The organism is Rhizobium sp. Leaf371, assembly GCF_001424045.1.
In the GTDB taxonomy this organism is placed as follows: Bacteria; Pseudomonadota; Alphaproteobacteria; order Rhizobiales; family Rhizobiaceae; genus Ferranicluibacter.
The window spans coordinates 678,535-699,334 of sequence record NZ_LMQB01000001.1 but is presented as its reverse complement, the minus strand read 5'-3'; the positions used below and the strand labels follow the sequence as shown (position 1 = coordinate 699,334).

The 20,800-nt window shown below is 63.3% G+C and carries 23 protein-coding genes; 13 read left to right on the top strand and 10 right to left on the bottom strand.

The genetic code is table 11. From position 1 onward, the window contains the following. Positions 1-65: 65 nt before the first annotated feature. From ASG39_RS03075 to ASG39_RS03065, 3 genes are all read right to left on the bottom strand, one after another. Complete coding sequence (locus ASG39_RS03075; RefSeq protein ID WP_062592669.1) at positions 66-899, bottom strand: response regulator; 834 nt, start codon at positions 897-899, stop codon at positions 66-68. 168 nt (positions 900-1,067) lie between these two features. Beyond that, entirely contained in the window at positions 1,068-4,049 is a 2,982-nt protein-coding gene (locus tag ASG39_RS03070) for a mechanosensitive ion channel domain-containing protein (protein WP_244481104.1), read from the bottom strand. Positions 4,050-4,221: 172 nt separating this feature from the next. Next, positions 4,222-4,782, bottom strand: coding sequence for a DUF924 family protein (locus ASG39_RS03065; RefSeq protein ID WP_062592664.1), 561 nt, complete (start codon positions 4,780-4,782; stop codon positions 4,222-4,224). Between the two features lie 165 nt (positions 4,783-4,947). Between ASG39_RS03065 and ASG39_RS03060 the strand changes: the two genes are divergently transcribed. The 5 genes from ASG39_RS03060 (at position 4,948) to ASG39_RS03040 (ending at position 10,957) form a co-directional block, all read left to right on the top strand. Further along, positions 4,948-5,973 (top strand): sulfate ABC transporter substrate-binding protein, encoded by a 1,026-nt coding sequence (locus ASG39_RS03060; RefSeq protein WP_062592662.1) that lies wholly within the window; start codon positions 4,948-4,950, stop codon positions 5,971-5,973. A gap of 6 nt (positions 5,974-5,979) precedes the next feature. Continuing rightward, complete coding sequence (gene cysT / locus ASG39_RS03055) at positions 5,980-6,837, top strand: sulfate ABC transporter permease subunit CysT (RefSeq protein WP_062592660.1); 858 nt, start codon at positions 5,980-5,982, stop codon at positions 6,835-6,837. Then, positions 6,827-7,714 (top strand): sulfate ABC transporter permease subunit CysW, encoded by an 888-nt coding sequence (gene cysW / locus ASG39_RS03050; protein ID WP_062592658.1) that lies wholly within the window; start codon positions 6,827-6,829, stop codon positions 7,712-7,714. The genes cysT and cysW overlap by 11 nt, the downstream gene beginning before the upstream one ends. A 17-nt stretch (positions 7,715-7,731) precedes the next feature. Next, the gene (locus tag ASG39_RS03045) at positions 7,732-8,769 is read left to right on the top strand and encodes a sulfate/molybdate ABC transporter ATP-binding protein (protein ID WP_062592655.1); all 1,038 of its coding nucleotides are present in this window, start codon (positions 7,732-7,734) and stop codon (positions 8,767-8,769) included. A 154-nt stretch (positions 8,770-8,923) separates the two neighbouring features. Next, on the top strand, positions 8,924-10,957 hold the full coding sequence (locus ASG39_RS03040) for an acyltransferase family protein (RefSeq protein ID WP_062592653.1): 2,034 nt from the start codon (positions 8,924-8,926) through the stop codon (positions 10,955-10,957). 30 nt (positions 10,958-10,987) lie between these two features. On the opposite strand, the gene ASG39_RS03035 is transcribed toward ASG39_RS03040, so the two are convergent. Both ASG39_RS03035 and ASG39_RS23620 read right to left on the bottom strand, forming a co-directional pair. Continuing rightward, positions 10,988-11,224 (bottom strand): hypothetical protein, encoded by a 237-nt coding sequence (locus tag ASG39_RS03035; protein ID WP_156467991.1) that lies wholly within the window; start codon positions 11,222-11,224, stop codon positions 10,988-10,990. A 125-nt stretch (positions 11,225-11,349) separates the two neighbouring features. Then, the gene (locus tag ASG39_RS23620; RefSeq protein ID WP_156467990.1) at positions 11,350-11,514 is read right to left on the bottom strand and encodes a hypothetical protein; all 165 of its coding nucleotides are present in this window, start codon (positions 11,512-11,514) and stop codon (positions 11,350-11,352) included. Positions 11,515-11,546: 32 nt separating this feature from the next. Between ASG39_RS23620 and ASG39_RS23615 the strand changes: the two genes are divergently transcribed. The 3 genes from ASG39_RS23615 (at position 11,547) to ASG39_RS03025 (ending at position 12,622) form a co-directional block, all read left to right on the top strand. Continuing rightward, complete coding sequence (locus ASG39_RS23615; protein WP_156467989.1) at positions 11,547-11,957, top strand: hypothetical protein; 411 nt, start codon at positions 11,547-11,549, stop codon at positions 11,955-11,957. A 185-nt stretch (positions 11,958-12,142) separates the two neighbouring features. Next, positions 12,143-12,328 carry a hypothetical protein gene (locus ASG39_RS03030; RefSeq protein WP_062592649.1) on the top strand — a complete coding sequence of 62 codons (186 nt, stop codon included), beginning with the start codon at positions 12,143-12,145 and terminating at the stop codon, positions 12,326-12,328. A 111-nt stretch (positions 12,329-12,439) separates the two neighbouring features. Continuing rightward, positions 12,440-12,622 (top strand): hypothetical protein, encoded by a 183-nt coding sequence (locus ASG39_RS03025; protein ID WP_062592647.1) that lies wholly within the window; start codon positions 12,440-12,442, stop codon positions 12,620-12,622. Here the strand turns inward: ASG39_RS03025 and ASG39_RS23610 are convergent. After that, positions 12,619-13,029: a hypothetical protein gene (locus ASG39_RS23610; RefSeq protein WP_156467988.1), complete on the bottom strand. Its 411-nt coding sequence runs from the start codon at positions 13,027-13,029 to the stop codon at positions 12,619-12,621. The genes ASG39_RS03025 and ASG39_RS23610 overlap by 4 nt on opposite strands. A 41-nt stretch (positions 13,030-13,070) precedes the next feature. Between ASG39_RS23610 and ASG39_RS03020 the strand changes: the two genes are divergently transcribed. After that, positions 13,071-13,754, top strand: coding sequence for a TerC family protein (locus tag ASG39_RS03020; RefSeq protein WP_062592645.1), 684 nt, complete (start codon positions 13,071-13,073; stop codon positions 13,752-13,754). A gap of 483 nt (positions 13,755-14,237) precedes the next feature. Here ASG39_RS03020 and ASG39_RS03015 read toward each other — a convergent pair whose 3' ends face one another. Continuing rightward, positions 14,238-15,278 (bottom strand): glutamine synthetase beta-grasp domain-containing protein, encoded by a 1,041-nt coding sequence (locus ASG39_RS03015; RefSeq protein ID WP_062592644.1) that lies wholly within the window; start codon positions 15,276-15,278, stop codon positions 14,238-14,240. 423 nt (positions 15,279-15,701) lie between these two features. Here ASG39_RS03015 and ASG39_RS24055 point away from each other — a divergent pair, with 423 nt between their 5' ends. Then, positions 15,702-15,878 (top strand): DUF2735 domain-containing protein, encoded by a 177-nt coding sequence (locus tag ASG39_RS24055; protein WP_162242405.1) that lies wholly within the window; start codon positions 15,702-15,704, stop codon positions 15,876-15,878. Positions 15,879-15,986: 108 nt separating this feature from the next. On the opposite strand, the gene ASG39_RS03010 is transcribed toward ASG39_RS24055, so the two are convergent. Beyond that, the gene (locus tag ASG39_RS03010) at positions 15,987-16,973 is read right to left on the bottom strand and encodes a YihY/virulence factor BrkB family protein (protein ID WP_062593378.1); all 987 of its coding nucleotides are present in this window, start codon (positions 16,971-16,973) and stop codon (positions 15,987-15,989) included. Between the two features lie 63 nt (positions 16,974-17,036). After that, positions 17,037-17,378 (bottom strand): hypothetical protein, encoded by a 342-nt coding sequence (locus tag ASG39_RS03005; protein WP_062592642.1) that lies wholly within the window; start codon positions 17,376-17,378, stop codon positions 17,037-17,039. Between the two features lie 114 nt (positions 17,379-17,492). Here ASG39_RS03005 and ASG39_RS03000 point away from each other — a divergent pair, with 114 nt between their 5' ends. The 3 genes from ASG39_RS03000 (at position 17,493) to ASG39_RS02990 (ending at position 19,986) form a co-directional block, all read left to right on the top strand. Next, a complete protein-coding gene (locus ASG39_RS03000; RefSeq protein ID WP_156468020.1) occupies positions 17,493-18,092 on the top strand; it encodes a DNA-3-methyladenine glycosylase in 600 nt (199 codons plus the stop codon). Positions 18,093-18,166: 74 nt separating this feature from the next. Continuing rightward, on the top strand, positions 18,167-18,319 hold the full coding sequence (locus ASG39_RS02995) for a hypothetical protein (RefSeq protein ID WP_062592638.1): 153 nt from the start codon (positions 18,167-18,169) through the stop codon (positions 18,317-18,319). Between the two features lie 176 nt (positions 18,320-18,495). Beyond that, positions 18,496-19,986, top strand: a complete 1,491-nt coding sequence (locus ASG39_RS02990; protein WP_062592636.1) for a PAS domain-containing protein — start codon at positions 18,496-18,498, stop codon at positions 19,984-19,986. A gap of 21 nt (positions 19,987-20,007) precedes the next feature. Here the strand turns inward: ASG39_RS02990 and ASG39_RS02985 are convergent, their stop codons facing one another. Continuing rightward, positions 20,008-20,799: an aldolase gene (locus ASG39_RS02985; RefSeq protein ID WP_062592634.1), complete on the bottom strand. Its 792-nt coding sequence runs from the start codon at positions 20,797-20,799 to the stop codon at positions 20,008-20,010. Between the last annotated feature and the right edge of the window lies 1 nt (position 20,800).

Below are 20,800 nucleotides of genomic sequence, written 5' to 3'. Positions count from 1 at the left end.
CGACAAACGCCCGAGACCGGGCGTTTGCAACGTCGTGAGGATGTGCGGGATCTGCCCGGATGGGCTCAGGCGCTGAGCGCCATCTGCGAGCCGAGCGTGCGGATCTTCGTCAGCGTGTCCAGGTTCTGGTTGACCCGGCAGTAGAATTCCTCGTTGACGAACGGCCGCATGATGAAGTCGTTGCCGCCGGCCTTGAGGAACCGTGCCGAGAGCAGGCGGTTGGTGGAGGAGGACACCCCGATGATCCGCAACTGATGCGGGCCGTAGGCGCCGCGAATGCGGCGCGTCAGCTCGAAACCGTCGATATCCGGCATGTTGTAGTCGGTGATGACGAGGCCGATATCCGAGTGGCGCTTCAAGAGTTCGAGCGCGGTCGCACCGCAATCGGCCGTGCTGACGCGGAAGTTGAACCGCTTGAGCTGCGACGTCAGCAGCGCCCGCGCCGTCGGACTGTCGTCCACGATCATGACATGGTGGCGGTGATTGGTGAGGAAACGGCAGACCGATTCCACCAGCATATCCACCGCGAAGACGCTGTCCTTGATGATGTAATCGACGATATCCCGGGCGAGGATCGATTCGCGCGTGCTCTCCTGGAAGGTGCCAGTGAAGACGATCGTGGGAACGCTCATATCGACCAGATAGGACAGCGCCTCGCCGTTCTCGGCACCCGGAAGATTGATGTTGGAGATGGCGAGCGTCGCCGGGAAGGAGGCATTCTCGATGGCGAAGGTGACTTCGTCATAGTCCTTGCAGACGATGACGTCGATATCGAGAAGTTCCTTGAGGCGCTTCGACACCATCGCCGCGAACAGATTGCTATCTTCTGCGAGCACGATACGGTGCTGTTGCAGGGACTCTCCGGAGTAATACATCCCCGACACACCGAAAAACGACATTGAGCGCTCTCTTTTCTGAACTGAAAAGAACGGTAGCAACAAAGGTTTTCGCAGTCGTTAAAGGTCGAGACCTTTATATCTGTTTTTCATCAATAACGGGAGAAAGCCGGCGGCATCTACACCATCTCCTCCGCCAGCTTGCTTTTCTCTCCTCCAGACCTCGAACGATCAGCGCGTCCGGCCGGGTCGCCTCTTGCGCGCGCCGGTGGTCGGGGCACCCGGCCCGGTCTCGGGATCGACATCGCTCTTCTGCACCGGCGCTGGCGAGACCTGCGACGGCGGGGCGGACACGGGCGGCTTTACGTCGGCGCGCAGTTCCTCTCCGCGCAGCGCATCGTTGCGCCCGCTTTCCGAGGAATCCGGGATGTCGTTGCTCCGGCTGTCCGGCGGCTCGGCGCCCGGCTGCTCCACGTAGCCGCCGGCATCTCCCGGCAGTTGGGTCGAGGCGCGGCTGCCTTCCGACGACCGCGTGCCCTGGAAGAGAGCCGAGAGGACTTCGGCGTCCTCGGGGGAGATCTTGATCGGCACTTCGGGAGCCGCGGGCCCGCCAAGCGTGATGCCGTCCGCTTGGAACCGTTCGAAAACGGCCATGCGGACATCCGTGCGGACGGAGACGCCCTGCAGGATATCGGCGAGGAAGACGCGCACCTCGAATTCGAGTTCCGCGGCCGTAAATCCCCGGAAGACGATGATCGGCTCGGGATTGCGCAGGATGTTCGGCAATCCGGTCACCGCGGCCCGCAGCGATTCCACGACCTTGCGCGGATCGTTGGAGGAATGGGCGGTAAAGGTGATGTCCACGCGCCCCAGCTTGTTCCTGTGGGTCCAGTTGCCGACGGAGGCATTGATGAAGAGCGAATTCGGAACCATGATGGTCTGCCGCTGGAACGTCTCGATCTCGGTCGCGCGCACCGAAATGCGTTTGACGAAGCCCTCGGTCGTGCCCGAAATGACCCAGTCGCCGACCTTGAACGGTCGTTCGACCAGCAGGATCAGGCCGGAGACGAAGTTGGAGACGATGTTCTGCAGGCCAAAACCGACGCCGAGGGACAGGGCGCCGGCCACCAGAGCGAGGCTCGACAGGTCGAGGCCGGCCGCCGAGATGCCGATCAGCCCGGCAATGCCCACGCCGAGATAGCCGATGCCCGTCTTGACCGAGTTGCGCACGCCGAGATCGACGCGGCTGCGCGCAAGCACGCTGCCGTCTATCCAGCGCTGCAGCCAGCGCGTGATGACGAAGCCGAGGATGAAAAGCAGGATCCCGGCGAAGATGCCGACCAGCGAGATGGTCATCGTGCCGATGCGGATCTCGGTGAAGATCCGGTAGGCCCAGGCCTCGATATCCGCGATCTTGAAGCCCCATTGCAGAAGGAGCAGCGGCACGAAGAACATGATGACAAGGAGATAGATGCCGAGCCCGACCGCAAGGCCGATCTGGTCGAGCGCCATCGGCTCCAGCCGGTAGCGATGCGAGAGATAGCGGCCGCCGACGGTCTTGGCGAGCGCGTTCTGCTTGGCCAGCGCCTTGCCGGTGAGGATGCCGATATACATGGTGACGAAGATCGCGCCGGTGACGACGATCTGCGTGGCGATGAAGCGGGCGAGCCCGACATAGCCGGAAAGCGCCGCGGTGATCAGCCCGAGGCCCGCCAGCAGCAGCAGGATGGAGATGGCGCGGGGCCACGGTCGCCCCTGCCCGTCCAGCGGCTCGCCCTGCGGAATGACCGGACGGATCAGCGCGATCGCCATCAGCAGCAGGCCGATGATGATCGAGGCGATCAGGCTTTTTGCGACGGTCAGCACCAGAGGCGAGCCGAGCGTGACGCTGATCGTCTCGAGGAGGTAATCGAACAGGTTGGCAAACGCCATCGCCATGATGAGGGCGACCAGCAGGCGCGCGCCGCGATCCGAGACGCGCACGAGCCGCCAGACGGCCTGGCCCGGCGCGAGAACCGCCGTCGAGATCGTCCAGACGAACTGCAGGGCGACGCAGAGCGCCAGGAAGGTCGTCACGACAGGGGCGATGTCCTGCCGCAGCACGTTGAAGGACTGCAGGAAGAAGAAGGCCGACGTTGCGAAGGTGGCGGCGGCGATGGTCGGAACCAGCGTCGAGCCGAAGGCGCGCGACAGGCGGGCGATATAGGTCGGATGAAGATCGCGCACGGAGCGTCGCAGCAGCGGCGCGAAGAGACGGTGCGTGCCGGCCAGAAGCACGAGCGCCGAGCACAGCGACAGAAACAGCGCCGACATCAGGGGCACGCGCTTAAAGGTGAAGACGAAGGTCAGCCAGCTGCCGATGTTGCGGGAAAAGGCCCGCGCCTCGACCACCAGCGCCTGCCCCGCATCGACCAGCATGTCGACATTGATGTCGGTGTGCCGGAGCAGCGTGTTGGAAAACAGCACGCGGCGCTTTTCCGTGATCGTCGTCGACAGCGCATTGGCGTCGGCCACCAGCGTTTCCGCCGTACCGGTCACCGCATTCAGCGCATTGCGCTCGCTGATCAGGCGGCTCCGTTCTTCGGTGACGACGGACGCTTCCGCCTCGGCACCGGCGGCCGGCGGATCGCCGATCTCGGTCAGGCGCCCCTTGATCTGCTCGATGCGCGTGCGGGCCGCATCCATCTGAGCGGCCACCTGCTGCGACAGGTCGTCCACCTGTGCCTTGATCTCGGCAAGCCGGTTGTCGGCAGCATTGGCATTGTTGGCCTGGGTGGAACGCGCGGTCTCCGCCGCATTGGCATTGTCGACCTGGGCGGCCAAAGCGTCGAGCCGCTTGCGCGCCGCATCGAGCTGCTGCGCCGTGTCGGCCTGCGCCTCGTCGGTCCGATCGCGCGCCGACCCGCCATCGGCTGCACCTTGCGGCCCCGTCACAGCCGGGGCTGCGGCCGGGGCGGTCGATGGTTGTGCGGTCGATGGTGGCGGGGTCGAGGGGGCAGTGGCTGGCTGGCTCGGTGCCGGCTGGCTGGGTGCTGGCTGGCTCGGTTCCGGCTGACTGGGTGCCGGCTGGCTCGGTGCCGGCTGACTGGGTGCCGGCTGACTGGGTTCTGGCGGATTTGCGGCCGGTTGCCGGGCGAGGACCGGCGACAGGCTGGACACAAGAATGAGCAGGATGGCGAGGAGACGGTGCATCGCGGGGGAACATGCTTTCACGTTTGGATCCGTCTTCTCCCAACGGACAGGGCCGAAAGGCTTTCGAGAGGATCACGGCCGAGGATCGCGGTCGAGGATCTCGGTGCGACCGAAGAGAATCAGGCGAAGGAAAACGCCCTGCGCGTTCCGGTTGACGGCTCGGTATGGCGAATTTTGGGCCTTGGCCCGCCGATCAGAAGCGGGAACCGGGCTGCAGCAGGAAGGCTTCCTCCTGCGGGCTCGGCAGGCGACCGAGGATTGCGTTGCGATGCGGGAAACGTCCGAAACGGGCCACGATCTCCCGGTGACGCACGGCGAAATCGAGAAGCACCGGATCGCCGAGCGCGGTAAACAGCTGAACCGCGAGATCCTGATCGGGCATCGCCTCGGAGTGTTCGAACGGCAGGTAGAAGAACGCGCGCCGCACCGGCTCGACCGCCTGGTCCGCGCCGGCCTCCAGCGCCAGCCGGGCTTCGCGGCGCGCCAGACCGTCCGTGGCGAAGGCGAGCGGAGACCCGCGATAGATGTTGCGCGACATCTGGTCGAACAGGATGAGGGTCGCAAGCCGCCCCTCCGGCGTTTCCCGCCAGGCCGGAGGCACCTCGCGCGAGAGCGCCAGATGGCTTGCGCGGAACCGCCGGTCGCACTCCGCGTCGAGCGTCGGATGCGCCTTGTACCAGTTCTCCGGGTCGATATCCTCGAACCAGAACGAGAGGACGTCCTGAGGTTCGCACAGCGTTTGGGTCATGGACATTTCCTTCTCTTCCGGACGTGATAGCGCCTTGTTGCATCAATCTTGCGCAAGCGGGAGACCTGACGGCAGGACTTTTCTCCAAACGGTGCCTCCAGCGCAAACTTCTTCGTTACCCCAATCGACAGACCGGCTAGACTGCTCGCGACAAGACGGAGGTCGAGAGCGATGAACGCAAAGCGTATAACCCGATTTTTCACGGTGGCCCTGCTGGCCACCAGCATTCAGGTTGGGGGTTTGGGCTTTGCCTATGCCGACCAGACGATTCTGAACGTGTCCTACGATCCGACGCGTGAGCTCTACAAGGACTTCAACGCCGCCTTCGCCGAGAAGTGGAAGACCGACACCGGGGAAACGGTGACGATCCAGACTTCGCATGGCGGCTCGGGCAAGCAGGCCCGCTCTGTGATCGACGGTCTCGAAGCCGATGTCGTCACCTTGGCGCTCGAAGCCGATATCGACGCCATTGCCAAGGAAAGCGGCAAGATTCCCGCCGACTGGAAGACGAAGTTCGACAACAACAGCGCGCCTTATACCTCGACGATCGTCTTCCTCGTGCGCAAGGGCAATCCCAAGGGCATCAAGGACTGGGGCGATCTGGTCAAGGACGATGTCCAGGTCATCACGCCGAACCCGAAGACCTCCGGCGGCGCGCGCTGGAACTTCCTCGCCGCCTGGGCCTGGGCCCGCGCGCAGAACGGCGGCGACGACGCCAAGGCGCAAGCCTATGTCGGCCAGCTGTTCAAGCACGTCCCGGTTCTCGACACCGGCGCCCGCGGCGCGACCACGACCTTCGTCCAGCGCGGTCTCGGCGACGTGCTCATCGCCTGGGAAAACGAGGCCTATCTTTCGCTGGAAGAGCTTGGCCCCGACAGCTTCGACATCGTCACCCCCTCCATCTCCATCAAGGCCGAGCCGCCGGTGGCCCTGGTCGATGGCAATGTGGACGCGAAGGGAACCCGCAAGGTGGCGGAAGCCTACCTCCAATATCTCTATTCCGATGTGGGGCAGAAGATCGCGGCCAAGCATTATTATCGCCCGTTCAAGCCGGAAGCGGCCGATCCGAACGATATCAAGCGATTTGCCGACGTGAAGCTCTCGACCATTGACGAATTCGGTGGTTGGAAGGAAGCTCAACCGAAATTCTTCGGAGACGGGGGCGTCTTCGACCAGATCTACAAGCCGGGGCAATAAGATTACATGACCGCAAGCCTCCCTCAGCGGTGGCAATTTCGACAGCCGAGCGTCATCCCGGGATTCGGGTTGGCGCTCGGCGTCACTTTGTCATGGCTCATTCTCATCATACTCATTCCGCTCTCGGGCCTCGCCTGGCGATCGAGCGCGCTCGGCTGGAGCACGTTCTGGACGCTGGCGACAGACCAGCGGACGCTGAACGCGCTGAAGATCAGCTTCGGCACGGCCTTCGTCGCAGCGCTCGCCAATGTCGTCTTCGGCGTGCTGCTCGCCTGGGTGCTGGTGCGCTACCGATTCTTCGGTCGGCGCGTCATCGACGCCATGGTCGACCTGCCCTTCGCCCTGCCGACGGCCGTGGCCGGCATCGCGCTCACAACGCTCTATGCTCCGAACGGCTGGATCGGCAGTCTGCTGACGCCGCTCGGGATCAAGGTCGCCTTCACGCCGGTCGGGATCGTCTTCGCGCTGATCTTCGTCGGCCTGCCCTTCGTGGTGCGCACCGTGCAGCCGATCATGGAAGAGATCGATCGCGAGGTCGAGGAAGCCGCAGCGACGCTCGGCGCGTCGCGCTTCCAGACCGTCAGCCGCGTGCTCCTGCCGGGGCTCGCCCCCGCTGTGCTGACCGGTTTCGCGCTCGCCTTCGCCCGTGGCGTCGGCGAATACGGCTCCGTCATCTTCATTGCGGGCAATCTGCCTTACGTCTCGGAGATCGCACCACTGCTCATCGTTATCCGGCTGGAGGAGTTCAACTATCCCGCCGCGACCGCGATTGCCGCCGTGATGCTGATCCTCTCCTTCGTCATGCTGCTCGTCATCAATTCCATCCAGGCCTGGAGCCGGCGGAGGTATGGTTATGGCACATGATGCCCTCGCGCCCGCATCTGGCAACACCTCCGAAATGGTGCGGTCGGCAACCTCGGAAAGCCGCCTTGCCCGCTACGGCCTGATCGCCCTGTCGCTCGCCTTCGTCGGCCTGTTCCTCGTGATGCCGCTCGCCATCGTCTTCACCGAGGCCCTGCGCAACGGGCCCGGACGGTTCTACGAAGCGCTGGCCGACCCCGAGACATGGGCGGCAATCCGGCTGACGCTGCTGGTGGCCGCGATTGCCGTGCCGCTCAATCTCGTCTTCGGCATCGCCGCTGCCTGGGCCATCGCCAAGTTCGAGTTCAAGGGCAAGGCGTTCCTGACGACGCTGATCGACCTGCCCTTCTCGGTATCTCCGGTCATATCGGGCCTCGTCTTCGTGCTTCTGTTCGGGTCGCACAGCCTGCTCGGGCCCTGGCTTTCCAGCCATGGCATCAAGGTTCTGTTTGCGGTGCCGGGCATCGTGCTCGCCACGGTCTTCGTCACCTTCCCCTTCGTCGCCCGCGAACTGATCCCGCTGATGCAGGAGCAGGGCACGAGCGACGAGGAAGCGGCGCTGTCGCTCGGCGCCAGCGGCTGGCAGACCTTCTGGTACGTCACGCTGCCGAACATCAAATGGGGCCTGCTCTATGGCGTGCTTCTCTGCAACGCTCGCGCCATGGGCGAATTCGGGGCCGTTTCGGTCGTCTCGGGCCATATTCGCGGCATGACCAACACCATGCCCCTGCAGGTCGAGATCCTCTACAACGAATATAATTTTGTCGGCGCCTTCGCGGTGGCCACGCTGCTGGCGCTTCTGGCGCTGGTCACGCTCGTCATCAAGTCGCTGCTCGAATTCAAGTTCAGTGCGCAGATCGCCGCCGCACGCAAGCACTGAAAAAGGTACAGGGTTTTATGGAAGTACGCGTTCAGGACATTCGCAAGGAATTCGGCCGGTTTCCGGCTCTCGAGAAAGTGTCGCTCGATATCCGCTCCGGCGAGCTCATCGCCCTGCTGGGCCCGTCCGGGTCCGGCAAGACGACGCTGCTGCGGCTGATCGCAGGGCTCGAAAGCCCGACCGACGGCACGATCTTCTTCGGCGACGCCGATGCCTCGAAGAAGACGGTGCAGGAGCGCAATATCGGCTTCGTGTTCCAGCATTATGCCCTCTTCCGGCATATGACCGTGATCGACAACGTCGCCTTCGGCCTGAAGGTGCGCCCCGCCGCGCGCCGCCCCTCGGCCGCCGACATCCGCAAGCGGGCCGAAGATCTGATCGAGCTCGTCCAGCTCGGCGGCATGGAGAAGCGCTATCCCGCCCAGCTTTCGGGCGGCCAGCGCCAGCGCGTGGCGCTCGCCCGCGCCATGGCGGTCGAGCCGAACGTGCTGCTGCTCGACGAGCCGTTCGGGGCGCTGGATGCGCAGGTGCGCAAGGAGCTGCGCCGCTGGCTGCGCGAGATCCACGACCGCACCGGCCACACCACCGTCTTCGTGACGCATGACCAGGACGAGGCGCTGGAACTCGCCGATCGCGTCGTGGTCATGAGCAAGGGCCGGATCGAGCAGGTGGGAACGCCGGACGAGATCTACGACACGCCGAACTCCCCCTTCGTCTTCGGCTTCATCGGGCAATCCAACACCCTGCCGGTGCGCGTGGAAAACGGTCAGCTCTGGCTCGAAGATCGCTCGATCGGCGTCAGCGCGCCGGGGGAGCCGCAGGGGCCGGCCGAGCTTTACTTCCGTCCGCACGACATCGACCTGCTCGACGGTTGCGGCGGCTGTCTGGCCGGTGTCGTGACCATCAGCCGGCGGGTGGCCGGCACGCGTCACGTCGAGCTCGACATTGCCGGCAGCACGCGCCGGATCGAGATCGAGCTGCCCGCGGACGTCGCCGCAGCGCCCGGCACGCGCATCGCCTTCCGGCCCAACCGCTGGAAGCTCTTCCGGTCCTGAGACATCGCGGCGGAAAGGCTTCGTCGCGGGATTTCATCCCGAAATCGATTGTGATTTAAGGGATGATCAGGGAGCCTTTTTCGCGGCGGATCGAGCATCCGCCGCGTTCTGGTTTCCGTATACGTCCGTCTCGCAGCCCCCTGATCCGAGTTCCATGCAGCACCGACCTGAAATCGATGGCCTCCGGGCCGTGGCCGTCGTCCCGGTCATCCTCTTCCATGCCGGCGTCGCCTGGTTTTCCGGTGGCTATGTCGGTGTCGATGTCTTCTTCGTCATCAGCGGCTACCTGATCACCACCATCATCGCGACGGCGCAGGACAAGGGCGCCTTCACCATTCTCGGCTTCTACGAGCGACGCGCGCGGCGCATCATGCCGGTGCTCTTCACCGTCATTCTCTGCTGCCTGCCCTTTGCTTGGGCCTGGATGCTGCCGGCGCAGATGACGAGCTTTGCCGAAAGCATCATTGCCGTCTGCCTGTTTGTGTCGAACGTGCTCTTCTGGCAGGAAAGCGGATATTTCGCCGCCGCGGCCGAGAAGCAGCCATTGCTGCACACCTGGAGCCTGGCGGTCGAGGAGCAGTATTACGTCGTCTTCCCCCTCCTGTTGATGGGTCTCCACCGGTACGGCGCCCGGGTGCGTTTCGCGACCGTCCTGCTGGCAGCGCTCGTCAGCTTCGCCCTTGCGGTCTATGGCGCCGTCGCATTTCCGAACGCCGCCTTCTACCTGCCCCACACACGCGCCTGGGAGTTGCTGGCCGGTTCGCTCTGCGCGCTCCTTCTTCTGAAACGCCCGCAGCCCGGCAATAACGTCCTCTCGCTGATCGGCATCGTGGCGGTTCTGGCCGGCATGTTCCTCTATGACGAAGGCACACCGTTTCCGTCGGCCTGGACGGTGGCGCCTGTGGGGGGCACGGCCCTCATCATCCTCTTTGCCGGCCCCGGCACGCTCGTGCACCGGTGTCTGTCGCTCCGGCTCCTCACCGGCATCGGCCTGATCAGCTACAGCCTCTATCTCTGGCACCAGCCTCTGTTCGCCTTCGCCCGCATTCGCAGCCTGACCGAGCCGACACCGCTTGTGATGACGATCCTGACGATCGCAGCCGTCCTTCTGGCCATCCTCTCCTGGCGCTTCGTCGAGACCCCGTTCCGCACCGGCCGCATCACGCTGCTCGCCAGCGGCCCGCGCATTCTCGGCGCGACGGCGGCTGTCGCGGCCATCCTGATGGCGATCGGTGCGGTGGGCCGGCTGGACGAGGGATTGGCGTTTCGGCTGCCGCCGGAGGCTTTGGCCGCGCTCGACGTGCAGGCGCATCCCGATCCGGCCATGGCCACATGCCTCTTCGACAAGGGCGAGGCGACGTTGCCGCATCCCGTCCGCGCCTGCATGACGCCGGACATCGACAAAAGCGACACGATCATGATCGGCGATTCCCATGCGGGCGCGATCACGGGCGAGGCTCTCAGAGCCTTCACGGCAGCAGGGCTCGACCTTTACGCCCTCTCCCACTCCTCCTGCGCCGGATTTTCCGGCCTCGTCGTTTCGAATGCGAAATACCGCCTGCGCTGCAACAGCTTCTTCAAAGGCGTCGAAGACTATATCGCCGCGAACGACATCCGGACGATCATCATGGTCAGCCGCTGGTCGCTCTATCTCGACGGAACGGCCTTCGACAATGGCGAAGGCGGCATCGAGGCGCTGAAGCCGACCTATGCCGACCTCTACGCCCGGCGCGACGACATGGGCGGCGAGACCGACCCGGCCCGCAAGGACCGCGTGCTCGCGGCTTTCCTCGCAGACATCCGCGCCTATCTCGATCATGGCTACAATGTCGTGCTGGTCTATCCCATACCGGAGGCCGGCTGGAACGTGCCGGACCTGTTGGCGCGCGCGGCGATGACCGGAACGGATGTCGAGCCGCTCGGAACATCGGCGGACCGGTATCGTGCGCGCAACGCGGCTGTCATCGCCGCCTTCGACACGCTGGAACATCCCCGTCTCGTCAAAATCCGGCCGGATGCGATCTTCTGCGACAGCTTCGTTGCGGCGCGCTGCGTCAACAGTCTCTCGACGGACAGGATCTTCTATTTCGACGACGACCACCTGTCGGATGCCGGCGCCGCTCTGCTGATGCAACCGATCATCGACGCGGTCCGCCACCTGACCGCCAGCACGACGACGGCCCCGTGAGCGGCGGTTTTGTCGTCAGCGACCTTGGCCTTACGGAAAAATTTGCCGTCTCAGCTCCAGGCTGACCTTGCCGACGCAGACCCTGGCTTCATCGAGGACCTCGACCTCAAGCCGCCCGAGAGGTCCCTGCGGCAGACCGTCGAGCGCCATTTCCGCCAGCACGATCTCCGCTTCGACCAGCGCCGTTGCGACATCCGGAAAGGCATAGGCCTCCTCGCCGCCCGAGAAGCCTTCGTGATCGAGAAGGTTGAAATAGAAGTGAGGCATGGTGACCGCCTTGACGACACATTCGCGCCTGTGGAGCACGCGAGAGAGAAAACATGAATAAGCAGCTCGACAGCAAGGGCGGCGACCGCGTGCGATCGTTCGAACGCGGGAACTTAATTTCGTTCTTACGGACTCTGTTCTGCTGCCTTTTCCGGCGCGACGACCAGCGGGTCCGGCGGGGTGGTGGACTGATCGCCGGATTTTCCCTCCAGACGCTGCACGACAACGACGCTGAGGATGGCGGCGACGACGAAGCCGATCACACCGAGCATAAGATAACGGACGGGCAAGACGCGCTCCTCGACAAGATTTCGGCGCGACAATGGCCGATACTGATGACGCCGGTTCTGGGGAGTCCGGATCGCCCTCGTCTCCCTTCGCGCCCGCCTCATCCGATGAGGACGGCGACCGGACAGTTTGGCGTTCGAACCCACAGGCTTGGCGCTCCCTGAACCACAATGCGGAACGCATATTCCTGTTCAATGTTCCGCTGAACGATGCAAAGGGCCTCGCATCGATCATCAGCAGGAAAGGATTCGAAAAGCAGACGCTTCTGAAACGAAAAGAGCCTGCTGCGGGAGGAGGTGCAGCAGGCTCTCAATTCCGGTTGGCAGCTCGGGAGGAGAAGAAGCTGCAACCAACACTGACGATCCCGGGAGGAGGATGGGAGCGTCAAGATCATCGAAGCTCTGCGGAGGAGGTGCATCGCTTCGATAGGTTCATCATACAATGATCCCGGAGCCGAGCGAGCGACGATATTGCAATGCAGCTATGTGTTTCGCACATGCGAAGAGGTCGCATCGCAGACTGCATGACCGATCCGCGGACGGGAAATAGGGATGTGCGCGGGAGCGAAGTTGCCTTAAGGGATCGGTAACGAGGCGATAGAGCTTCGATGGCACAGGAGAGACGACCGAGATGAGCGAGACGACACCGGCGAAGTCGAACATTGCCATTGCCAAGCAGCGTGACGGTACGTGGAGTTTTATCCTGACCTTCCGTGGCGTGACCCACCCTGCCACGGGCAAGTTCCCGTCCCAGCTCCAGGCGCAGACGGCCGGCATGGCGGCTCTGAAAGCCCTGGAGGGGCGTTCGCGCGGCTAAGCGGGACATCACCGCGATCCCGGTTGGAAATCCGGACCGTTCAGGGAACTTCGGCGGAATCGAGGCGTTCACAGGCGAGAGTGCGGATGCGACTTGCAAGGGAGCGGTGACATGACGGATCTGAAGGGAATACGAGGAAAGACGGTACGCGGGGAATCCTGCACGCTGGAGGAGTTTCAATCGCGCTATGGTCTGCAGACGGAGGAGGCGAAACGTCTCTATGAACGCTTCGGGCCGTCTTCGACCGAACTGGACCTCTTGATGGCCGCCAAGCGCCGTGTTCCCGCGCTTTAGGCCTGGAAACTTGGATTTATCCTGAACGGCAGGGCGACCTCTGGGCAAAAAAGGTCGTCCTGTCCATCGTTGAACCGGGGCGTTCTCAAGAGAGACGCAAAATGGACAGAGAAATCCTGATCTTCGCCGCCATGAACGTGATCGGCGGCCTGCTCGCCTTTGTCTTCGTCCACGTCTACTATCTCCCCAATGTAGAAAATAGCACCATCGAGCCGGCGCTCTACGAGTTGACGCAACGCGATCACCTGGCCGTCGATCCGACGCGCCGATAGGACGTCCCAAGGCTGGCGGGTTCCGGCCATGCGGAATTGCGACAGGGCGACCTCCGGAAGCACGCTGGAAACGGAAATGTGGCGATTTCCCCTTGCCTTGATGGTTTGAATGGCTTTAGCGAACAGGTAACGCAATTGTCATTCGGAATGAACGGCACGAGGGAGACAGATCCGACATGGAAATTTTTACAGCAGCCGGAATGGCTGCCTTTCTGCAGGTCATTGCCATCGATCTGGTGCTGGCCGGCGATAATGCCATCGTGATCGGCCTCGCTGCTGCGGGCCTGCCCACGGATCAGCGCCGCAAGGCCATCCTCGTCGGCATCATCGCCGCCACGGTCCTGCGCATTGCCTTTGCCGCCATCACCGTCCAGCTTCTCGCCATCGTCGGCCTGCAGTTCGTCGGCGGTCTCCTGCTGCTTTGGGTCTGCTGGAAGATGTGGAGCGAGCTTCGCCAGGCGGATCATAACGCCGCGCACGAAACCGGGGACGCAGCCGACGAGACGCGCGTCCGCAAGACGTTCCTCCAGGCGGCAACGCAGATCGTCATCGCCGACGTTTCCATGTCGCTCGACAATGTTCTCGCGGTCGCTGGTGCTGCGCAGGATCACCCGACGGTGCTGGTCATCGGCCTGATCGTCTCCATCGCGCTGATGGGTCTCGCCGCCAGCTTCATCGCCAACCTGCTGCACAAGCATCGCTGGATCGCCTATGTCGGTCTCGCCGTCATCTTCTACGTCGCACTCAGCATGCTCTACCATGGCGGCCTGGAGATCCTGCCTTACATCGACGGCAGCGCCGCCACGACGCCCGCGGTAACGACACCCGTCACGCCGCCGGCAGCGACACGGGCGCCGTAACATTCTTGCAGCGACGACACCCGATCTCGGCCAAAAGAGATCCCGGGGATTGAGAGCCAAGCCCTTCTGCCATCCCCGGCAGAGGGGTTTTTTCGTTTCTCCCTGCGGTCCACGCGACGAACGACCTGTGACCAGAAGCACGCTATGACGGCGCACAGGGCCTCGCGACGCACTGCCCTCAAAAGCGTTCCACCGGGATCTGTCGCAGACCGACCATAATGACCTTCGCGTGCGGTGATCGATGCGGAACGCCAGTCACACGACAGGCCTGTCGCACCGCAGGTCTGTCACGTGCAATGTCACCAGAGCTAAGCACTCCGCAGATAGCCAAAGGCCTTTCGCACACGGCAAGAATCGCGCCGGATCGCATCAACAAAAAAACGACGCCAGTTTCCCGGCGTCGTTTTACATTTTGTCACATCAGCCCGTCTTGCAGGCCAATCGCGCATCATTCCCACCGATCACCCGGCGAGGACGATCCGATCAGGCAGCGGCCGAGGCGAAGCCTTCGGTCGGGACTTCCGAAATCGTCTTGAGAACGGCGGAAGCGATCTGGTAGGGGCAGCCCTGCGAATTCGGGCGACGGTCTTCCAGGTAGCCCTTGTAGTCGTTCTTGATGAACGAGTGGGGAACGCGGATGGACGCGCCACGATCGGCGACGCCGTAGCTGAACTTGTTCCAAGGAGCCGTTTCGTGCTTGCCCGTCAGACGCTTGTCATTGTCGGGGCCGTAGACGGCGATGTGGTCCATCAGGTTCTTCTCGAAGGCACCCATGAGCGCTTCGAAATAGGCCTTGCCGCCGACTTCGCGCATATAGGCCGTCGAGAAGTTGCAGTGCATGCCCGAGCCGTTCCAGTCGGTGTCGCCGAGCGGCTTGCAATGGTACTCGATGTCGATGCCGTACTTTTCGGTCAGGCGCTGCAGCAGGTAGCGAGCGATCCAGATTTCGTCGGCAGCCTTCTTGGAGCCCTTGCCGAAGATCTGGAATTCCCACTGGCCCTTGGCCACTTCGGCATTGATGCCTTCGTGGTTGATGCCGGCTTCCAGGCAGAGGTCCAGATGCTCTTCGACGATCTCGCGTGCGACGTCGCCGACATTGCTGTAGCCGACGCCGGTGTAGTACGGGCCCTGCGGTGCGGGATAGCCCTGCTCGGGGAAGCCGAGCGGACGGCCGTTCTGGTAGAAGAAGTATTCCTGTTCGAAGCCGAACCACGTGCCTTCGTCATCGAGGATGGTCGCGCGGGAATTGCTTGCATGCGGGGTGACGCCGTCCGGCATCATGACTTCGCACATGACCAGAACGCCGTTCGTGCGGGCGGGATCCGGGTAGAGCGCGACCGGCTTGAGAACGCAGTCGGAGCTGCGGCCTTCGGCCTGCATGGTCGAGCTACCGTCAAAGCCCCAGAGCGGCAGCTGCTCCAGTGCCGGGAACGCGTCGAATTCCTTGATCTGCGTCTTGCCGCGCAGGTTCGGTACCGGTGTGTACCCGTCGAGCCAGATGTACTCGAGCTTATACTTGGTCATGGCAAATCTCTCATAAGTGGTGAGCAATCCAGGAGATCGACGCCGAAACCGGCAACCGAACCCTCTGACCAGAAGGGAATGCACATGCCGTGCCAGTTTTGTGACGAAGAGCGCCTCAAGCCGATTATTCTGTGTGTTCCAGCGCAGGAAATCGCAGCCTCGCCGCCTCCCGCTTGAAAAGATGCAGCAATTTGCGCCCTGCAGCACAGCACTTTGGCAGCCGGGCGGAACCCTGCAGGACCACGACGAGTTCGTACGGGGAAAATGCAGGCAGAAAAAATGCGCATTCAGCGCAAAATTGGCCGCCGAAGCAAAAATTGCGCGAAAACCCGACAGGAAATTGATTTATTTTTAGACATTCAGCGCAAAATATGTGCATATGAACGTCATATAACTCGGACAAATAAAAAGGGAGCCGATGCCATGCCAATGACACCACAGCGCCAGTCGGCAACGATCTACCAATTCCCGGTTGGAGGCCTGAAAGGATTGAACAGCTGGAAGACGGCCCCCGACGTCAAAGTCGAGACCCCCGCCTCCCCTGTCATCATCGACAGCTGGTATCACGAAGCCGCCATGAACGAGACGAAGCCCCAGTAAGGGTCGACATGCCATATTCTTCGAAACGTTAGGAGCGATTGCCGCAGGGATGCGACAGTCGCTTTTTTCATGGTCGCCAAATGCGGGCCTTGGACGTTTCAGTGCGGCTCAGGACGCGGGATCGCCGATCGTGTCGGCCACATAGGCACCGCGCTCTCCCATCGGCCTCGGATGCCCGGTGGTCGAATCGATCGTGGTCTGGTGCTCCAGCTCCGCATTGATTTCCGCCCCGACGATCAGGATGATCACCGACATCCAGGTCCACACCATGAAGCCGATCAAGGCGCCGAGCGTGCCGTAAGTCGCGTTGTAATTGGCAAAATTCTCGATGTAGTAGGAAAAGCCGAGCGATGCGCCAAGCCAGGCGAAACTGGTGAAGGCGGCGCCCCAGGTGAGCCAGCGGAGCTTGGCCGTCTCCCGGCTCGGGCCGTAGCGATAGAGCATCATCGTGGCAAAGCAGACGATCGCCAGCATCAGCGGCCAGCGCGCGAAACGCGCCAGAAGCTCCACCCAGCGGTCGAGCCAGAGAAACGCCAGAACGGCCGGCAGGATGCCGATGGCCGAGATGACGACGACCGCGACGCCGAGCGCACCGAGCGTGAACAGCAGCCCCAGACCGGTCAGCTTGAAGAACCCGCGCTTCTCCGTCTCGCCATAAGCGATGTTCATCGCGTCGAACAAGGCGCGCATGCCGTTATGCGCACTCCAGAGGGCGACGCCGAGGCCGAACACGAAGCCGATCGACAGCGTCGATGCCTTCTGTGTGGCGAGCGTCTTCAACTGCTCGAGAATGATATCGAGCGAGCCGGTCGGAACGACATCGGCAAGCAGGGTCACCTGCGCGCCGATCGCACCGGGATCCGCGACGAAACCGTAGATGGAGACGAGAGCGGCGAGCGCCGGGAACAACGCGAGCAGGAGATAATAGGTGACCCCGGCCGCAATCAGCGTCACGCGGTCCTCGCTGATCTCGGCAATCACCCGCCAGAAGACGTCCTTCAGCCCATGAAAGGGAATGGCGGACGGCGTCTCGGCGAGCCGCCCGCGGATATCGCTTTCCGGAGCCTGATCCCCGAGCGATACTGCGCCGCTCACTGCCTGCCTTCCGGCCTGATGTCCGTCTGCCATGAAACCCTCTCTCGGCCTTATGAGTGAGACTTACGGCTGTTGCGGCGGATTTCCATCCTTGGGCAGTTCATTTGGCGTGATCACCGGCATCTGGCCGGTCTGCGGTGCAGGCTCGACGATCTCGCTATCGCCGACGGCCGGTGGCTTGAGCACGCCGTTGCAGTCGTCGAGTTTTTCGGTCAGCGAGCCGCTGCCGGGATTTGCGTTCGGCGCCGTGCCCTTCTGCGGCGTGCCGACGGCGCACTCGCCCTGCTGCGCCTGGGCGAAGGCGGCACGGGTGGGCACGATCACGACGGACAGGACGGTCGCCGTAAAAGCTGCGGCGCCGGCGGCGGTCAGCAGCGCGTTTCGAAGGGAAGACTTGACGAGCATGGGGAATCTCCTTTTCCTCCCCAACGAGAAATCGTGCCGGATCGTTCCCTTGGGTTCGCGCCAGAGGACGATCCGAACCCCCTCGCTCAAAGGGCTGGACCACAGACGACCATGATGATCCACGCCGATTTTTTCGACCGTTCCGCTTTCGATGCCGCCCGCGACCTCGTCGGCGCGTCCCTGCTCGTCGACGGGATCGGCGGCGTCATCGTGGAAACCGAAGCCTATGAGCCGGACGATGCGGCCTCCCATAGCTTTCGCGGCCCGACGCCGCGCAACCGCGCCATGTTCGGGCCGCCGGCGCATGCCTATGTCTACCGATCCTATGGCATGCACTGGTGCATGAATATGGTCTGCCGCCCGGGGAGCGCCGTGCTCGTTCGCGCGCTGCAGCCGACAGCCGGCCTGCAGGCGATGGTCGATCGCCGCGGGCTCGACAATCCGAGGCTCCTCTGCGCCGGGCCGGGTCGCCTCTGCCAGGCGCTCGGCATCGATGCCGGTCATGACGGCCTGTCGCTGCTGGCCGCGCCCTTTCATCTCACAGCAGCGCAAAGTCCCGTCGACATCGTCGCAGGCCCGCGGATCGGCATCACCAAGGCAATCGATCATCCCTGGCGGTTCGGTCTGGCCGGCTCGCATTATCTCAGCCGCAGCTTCGCGGCGAAGAAACGCGGTCCGATGCCGGCGTCAGGCGAACCGCACGTCGAGGATTGACAAAGTCGCGGCTCGCCACATTTTCCGGATCGAGACCTGAATAACCCAACCGAACCTTGTCCGAAGGAGAAACCATGCGCCCGATCTTCATCGCCATCCTCACCATCTCCGCCCTGACGCTGGCCGGCTGCGGCAACACGGCCAACGGCTTGAAGCGTGACGGCCAGGACAGCAGCCGCGCTCTTGACGATGCGTCCAGCCGCGTGCTGTCGACGGGCAAGAAATAAGGCCGCAAGATCTCCGAGGCGGCCCTTCCCGGGCCGTCTCACACGATCCATCGACGTCCGACCGATCATGACGACCCAGATCCTCCGTTTCCCCAAGTTTTTGACTCGGATATTGTTTTTTTAAATGGCCGCCCTGAATTAACCGTCTAGGAGAAAGGCCACCGAGAGGACAGTCATTGAACGACGTCACAGAGCATCAGCGTATCGAGGCCCAGATTGCCCGGAGGGATGTCGGGCACGACCCCTTCGCAGCAGCGGTGCGCGCAACGCGCATGCCCATGCTGATTACCGATCCGTCGAGGCCCGACAATCCGATCGTGTTCGTCAACGAAGCCTTCCTGCGCTTCACCGGCTACGAGCGTCACGAGATCATCGACAAGAACTGTCGCTTTCTCCAGGGCCCGGAAACCGATCGCGACGATATCCAGAAAATTCGCGATGCGATCGACAATCTGTATCCGATCGAAATCGATGTCGTAAACTACAAGAAGAATGGCGAAAAATTCTGGAATCGCCTGCTGATCTCGCCCGTGTTCAACGAGGAGGGCGACCTCACCTACTTCTTCGCGTCGCAGCTCGATGTCACGATGGAGCGCGACCGGGTCGTGCGGCTGGAACGGGACCGCGACCTGCTGGAGGGTGAAGTCCAGAAGCGCACGGCCGAGCTGAAGCGCAACGAGACGCAGCTTCGCTTCGCCATGGAAGCGGGCCATCTCGGCTACTGGACCCTCAATATCGCGACCATGGAACTCGTCGCCTCACCGGACTGCAAGGCGAACTTCGGCTTCGCACCCGACCAGGATTTCACGGTCAGCGATCTCCTGAACGCCGTCCTGCCGGAGGATCAGGCGCGGGTCCACGAGGCGTTTCGCAACGCCGTGGAACGCCACGAGGAGTATGACGTCGAGCATCGCTGTGTCCTGCCCGATGGTCGGCTGCGCTGGGTGCACATCCGCGGGCTGGTCTATTACGAGCAGGACGGTCACGCGTCGCAGATGTCGGGGCTGTCGGTGGACATCACCGACCGCAAGCGCACCGAGGAGGCGCGCGCCATCACCGTGCGCGAACTCAGCCACCGCATGAAGAACCTGATGACCACGGTGCAATCCGTGATCAACCAGACGCTTCGTCAGGCCCCGGACAAGGAAGCCGCCGGCAAGGCCATCACGTCGCGCCTCCAGTCGATCGGCGCTGCACAGGACCTGCTGGTGTCCGGCAACTTCGCGGGCGCCGATCTCGGCCGCATCGTGCGCGCGACGCTCGATCCGTTCTGGGACAGCTACCCGAACCGGATCGATATCGACGGGCCGGATCTGCAGGTCTCCTCCAATCTCGTGCTGACGCTCGCCATGGCGCTGCATGAACTGGCGACCAACGCCATCAAGTACGGCGCGCTGTCCAACCTCGCCGGACGCATTCGCGTGCGCTGGCATGCCGTGCCGGACGCGCCGCTGAAACGCCTGAAGCTCACCTGGGAAGAGCGCGACGGACCGCCCGTCGCACCCCCGACCAGCCGCGGCTTCGGCACGCGCATGATCGAACGCGTGCTGTCCAACAGCCTCGGCGGCAGCGCCGAACTGCGATTCGACGTGACGGGCGTGGTCTTCACCATGGAAGCGCCGATCGGCGACGAGGACGAGGACGGCGAGGAAATGCACCCGCGCTGAGCGCGGGCTTCGCCGAATGCCTCAGCTCGTATAGTCCGGTTGCTGCCGGTCCAGAACCCGCCGCACGCTTTCCAGATGGAGCCTTGCACTTTCCGGGTCGCCCTCGCGCATCTGCCGTGCGGCAAGGGTCGCGATCTCCGGCGAGACCGGCAGCAGGCGGCGCCCGGTGCTCATCGCCTTCAGCTGCACCTCCGCCGCGCGCTCAAGGTAATAAAGGTCGTCCCATGCCTCCGCGATCGTCGGCCCACAGACCATGACCCCGTGGTTCTTCATGAACAGAATGTCCTTGTCGCCCAGGACCGCCGCGATGCGGTCGCCTTCGCTCTCGTCCAGCGCCAGCCCGTTATAGGCGGCGTCCACGGCGACGCGACCGTAGAATTTCAGCGCCGTCTGCCCCGCCCAGACCAGCGGCTCGCCTTCGACCATGCTGAGCGCGGTCGCGTTCGGCATGTGCGTGTGAAAGGCGGCGCCGACGCGTGGGTTCTGCTTGTGCAGCCGGGCGTGAATGTAGAAGGCCGTCGCCTCCGGCACCCCGTCGCCCGCGATCACATGGCCCTCGAAATCGCAGACGAGCAGCGACGAGGCGGTCGCCTCCTGAAACGCCCAGCCGAGCCGGTTGACGAGGAAGAGATCGGGATGCCCGGGCACCACGGCGGAAAAATGGTTGCAGATACCCTCCTCCAGCCCGAGCCGCGCCGCCATGCGCAGGCAGGCGGCAAGATCGGCACGCGCCTGCCAGATCTCGTCGGTCTCCAGCGACACGTTGCGCAGCAAGGCAGGGCCGGTCTTCGGGATCGTCAATTCATGCGCCATA

What these genes read in the sequence shown, in the direction of transcription:
- ASG39_RS03065 (WP_062592664.1), bottom strand. Translation starts at nt 4,782, where the DNA reads ATGTCCATGACCCAAACGCTGTGCGAACCTCAGGACGTCCTCTCGTTC.
- ASG39_RS03040 (WP_062592653.1), top strand. Translation starts at nt 8,924, where the DNA reads ATGCAGCACCGACCTGAAATCGATGGCCTCCGGGCCGTGGCCGTCGTC.
- ASG39_RS03005 (WP_062592642.1), bottom strand. Translation starts at nt 17,378, where the DNA reads ATGCTCGTCAAGTCTTCCCTTCGAAACGCGCTGCTGACCGCCGCCGGC.
- ASG39_RS03015 (WP_062592644.1), bottom strand. Translation starts at nt 15,278, where the DNA reads ATGACCAAGTATAAGCTCGAGTACATCTGGCTCGACGGGTACACACCG.
- ASG39_RS03000 (WP_156468020.1), top strand. Translation starts at nt 17,493, where the DNA reads ATGATCCACGCCGATTTTTTCGACCGTTCCGCTTTCGATGCCGCCCGC.
- ASG39_RS03035 (WP_156467991.1), bottom strand. Translation starts at nt 11,224, where the DNA reads ATGCCTCACTTCTATTTCAACCTTCTCGATCACGAAGGCTTCTCGGGC.
- ASG39_RS03075 (WP_062592669.1), bottom strand. Translation starts at nt 899, where the DNA reads ATGTCGTTTTTCGGTGTGTCGGGGATGTATTACTCCGGAGAGTCCCTG.
- ASG39_RS03030 (WP_062592649.1), top strand. Translation starts at nt 12,143, where the DNA reads ATGAGCGAGACGACACCGGCGAAGTCGAACATTGCCATTGCCAAGCAG.
- ASG39_RS24055 (WP_162242405.1), top strand. Translation starts at nt 15,702, where the DNA reads ATGCCAATGACACCACAGCGCCAGTCGGCAACGATCTACCAATTCCCG.
- ASG39_RS23615 (WP_156467989.1), top strand. Translation starts at nt 11,547, where the DNA reads ATGGCCGATACTGATGACGCCGGTTCTGGGGAGTCCGGATCGCCCTCG.
- cysT (WP_062592660.1), top strand. Translation starts at nt 5,980, where the DNA reads ATGACCGCAAGCCTCCCTCAGCGGTGGCAATTTCGACAGCCGAGCGTC.
- ASG39_RS03045 (WP_062592655.1), top strand. Translation starts at nt 7,732, where the DNA reads ATGGAAGTACGCGTTCAGGACATTCGCAAGGAATTCGGCCGGTTTCCG.
- ASG39_RS02995 (WP_062592638.1), top strand. Translation starts at nt 18,167, where the DNA reads ATGCGCCCGATCTTCATCGCCATCCTCACCATCTCCGCCCTGACGCTG.
- ASG39_RS03025 (WP_062592647.1), top strand. Translation starts at nt 12,440, where the DNA reads ATGACGGATCTGAAGGGAATACGAGGAAAGACGGTACGCGGGGAATCC.
- ASG39_RS02985 (WP_062592634.1), bottom strand. Translation starts at nt 20,799, where the DNA reads ATGGCGCATGAATTGACGATCCCGAAGACCGGCCCTGCCTTGCTGCGC.
- cysW (WP_062592658.1), top strand. Translation starts at nt 6,827, where the DNA reads ATGGCACATGATGCCCTCGCGCCCGCATCTGGCAACACCTCCGAAATG.
- ASG39_RS03020 (WP_062592645.1), top strand. Translation starts at nt 13,071, where the DNA reads ATGGAAATTTTTACAGCAGCCGGAATGGCTGCCTTTCTGCAGGTCATT.
- ASG39_RS03060 (WP_062592662.1), top strand. Translation starts at nt 4,948, where the DNA reads ATGAACGCAAAGCGTATAACCCGATTTTTCACGGTGGCCCTGCTGGCC.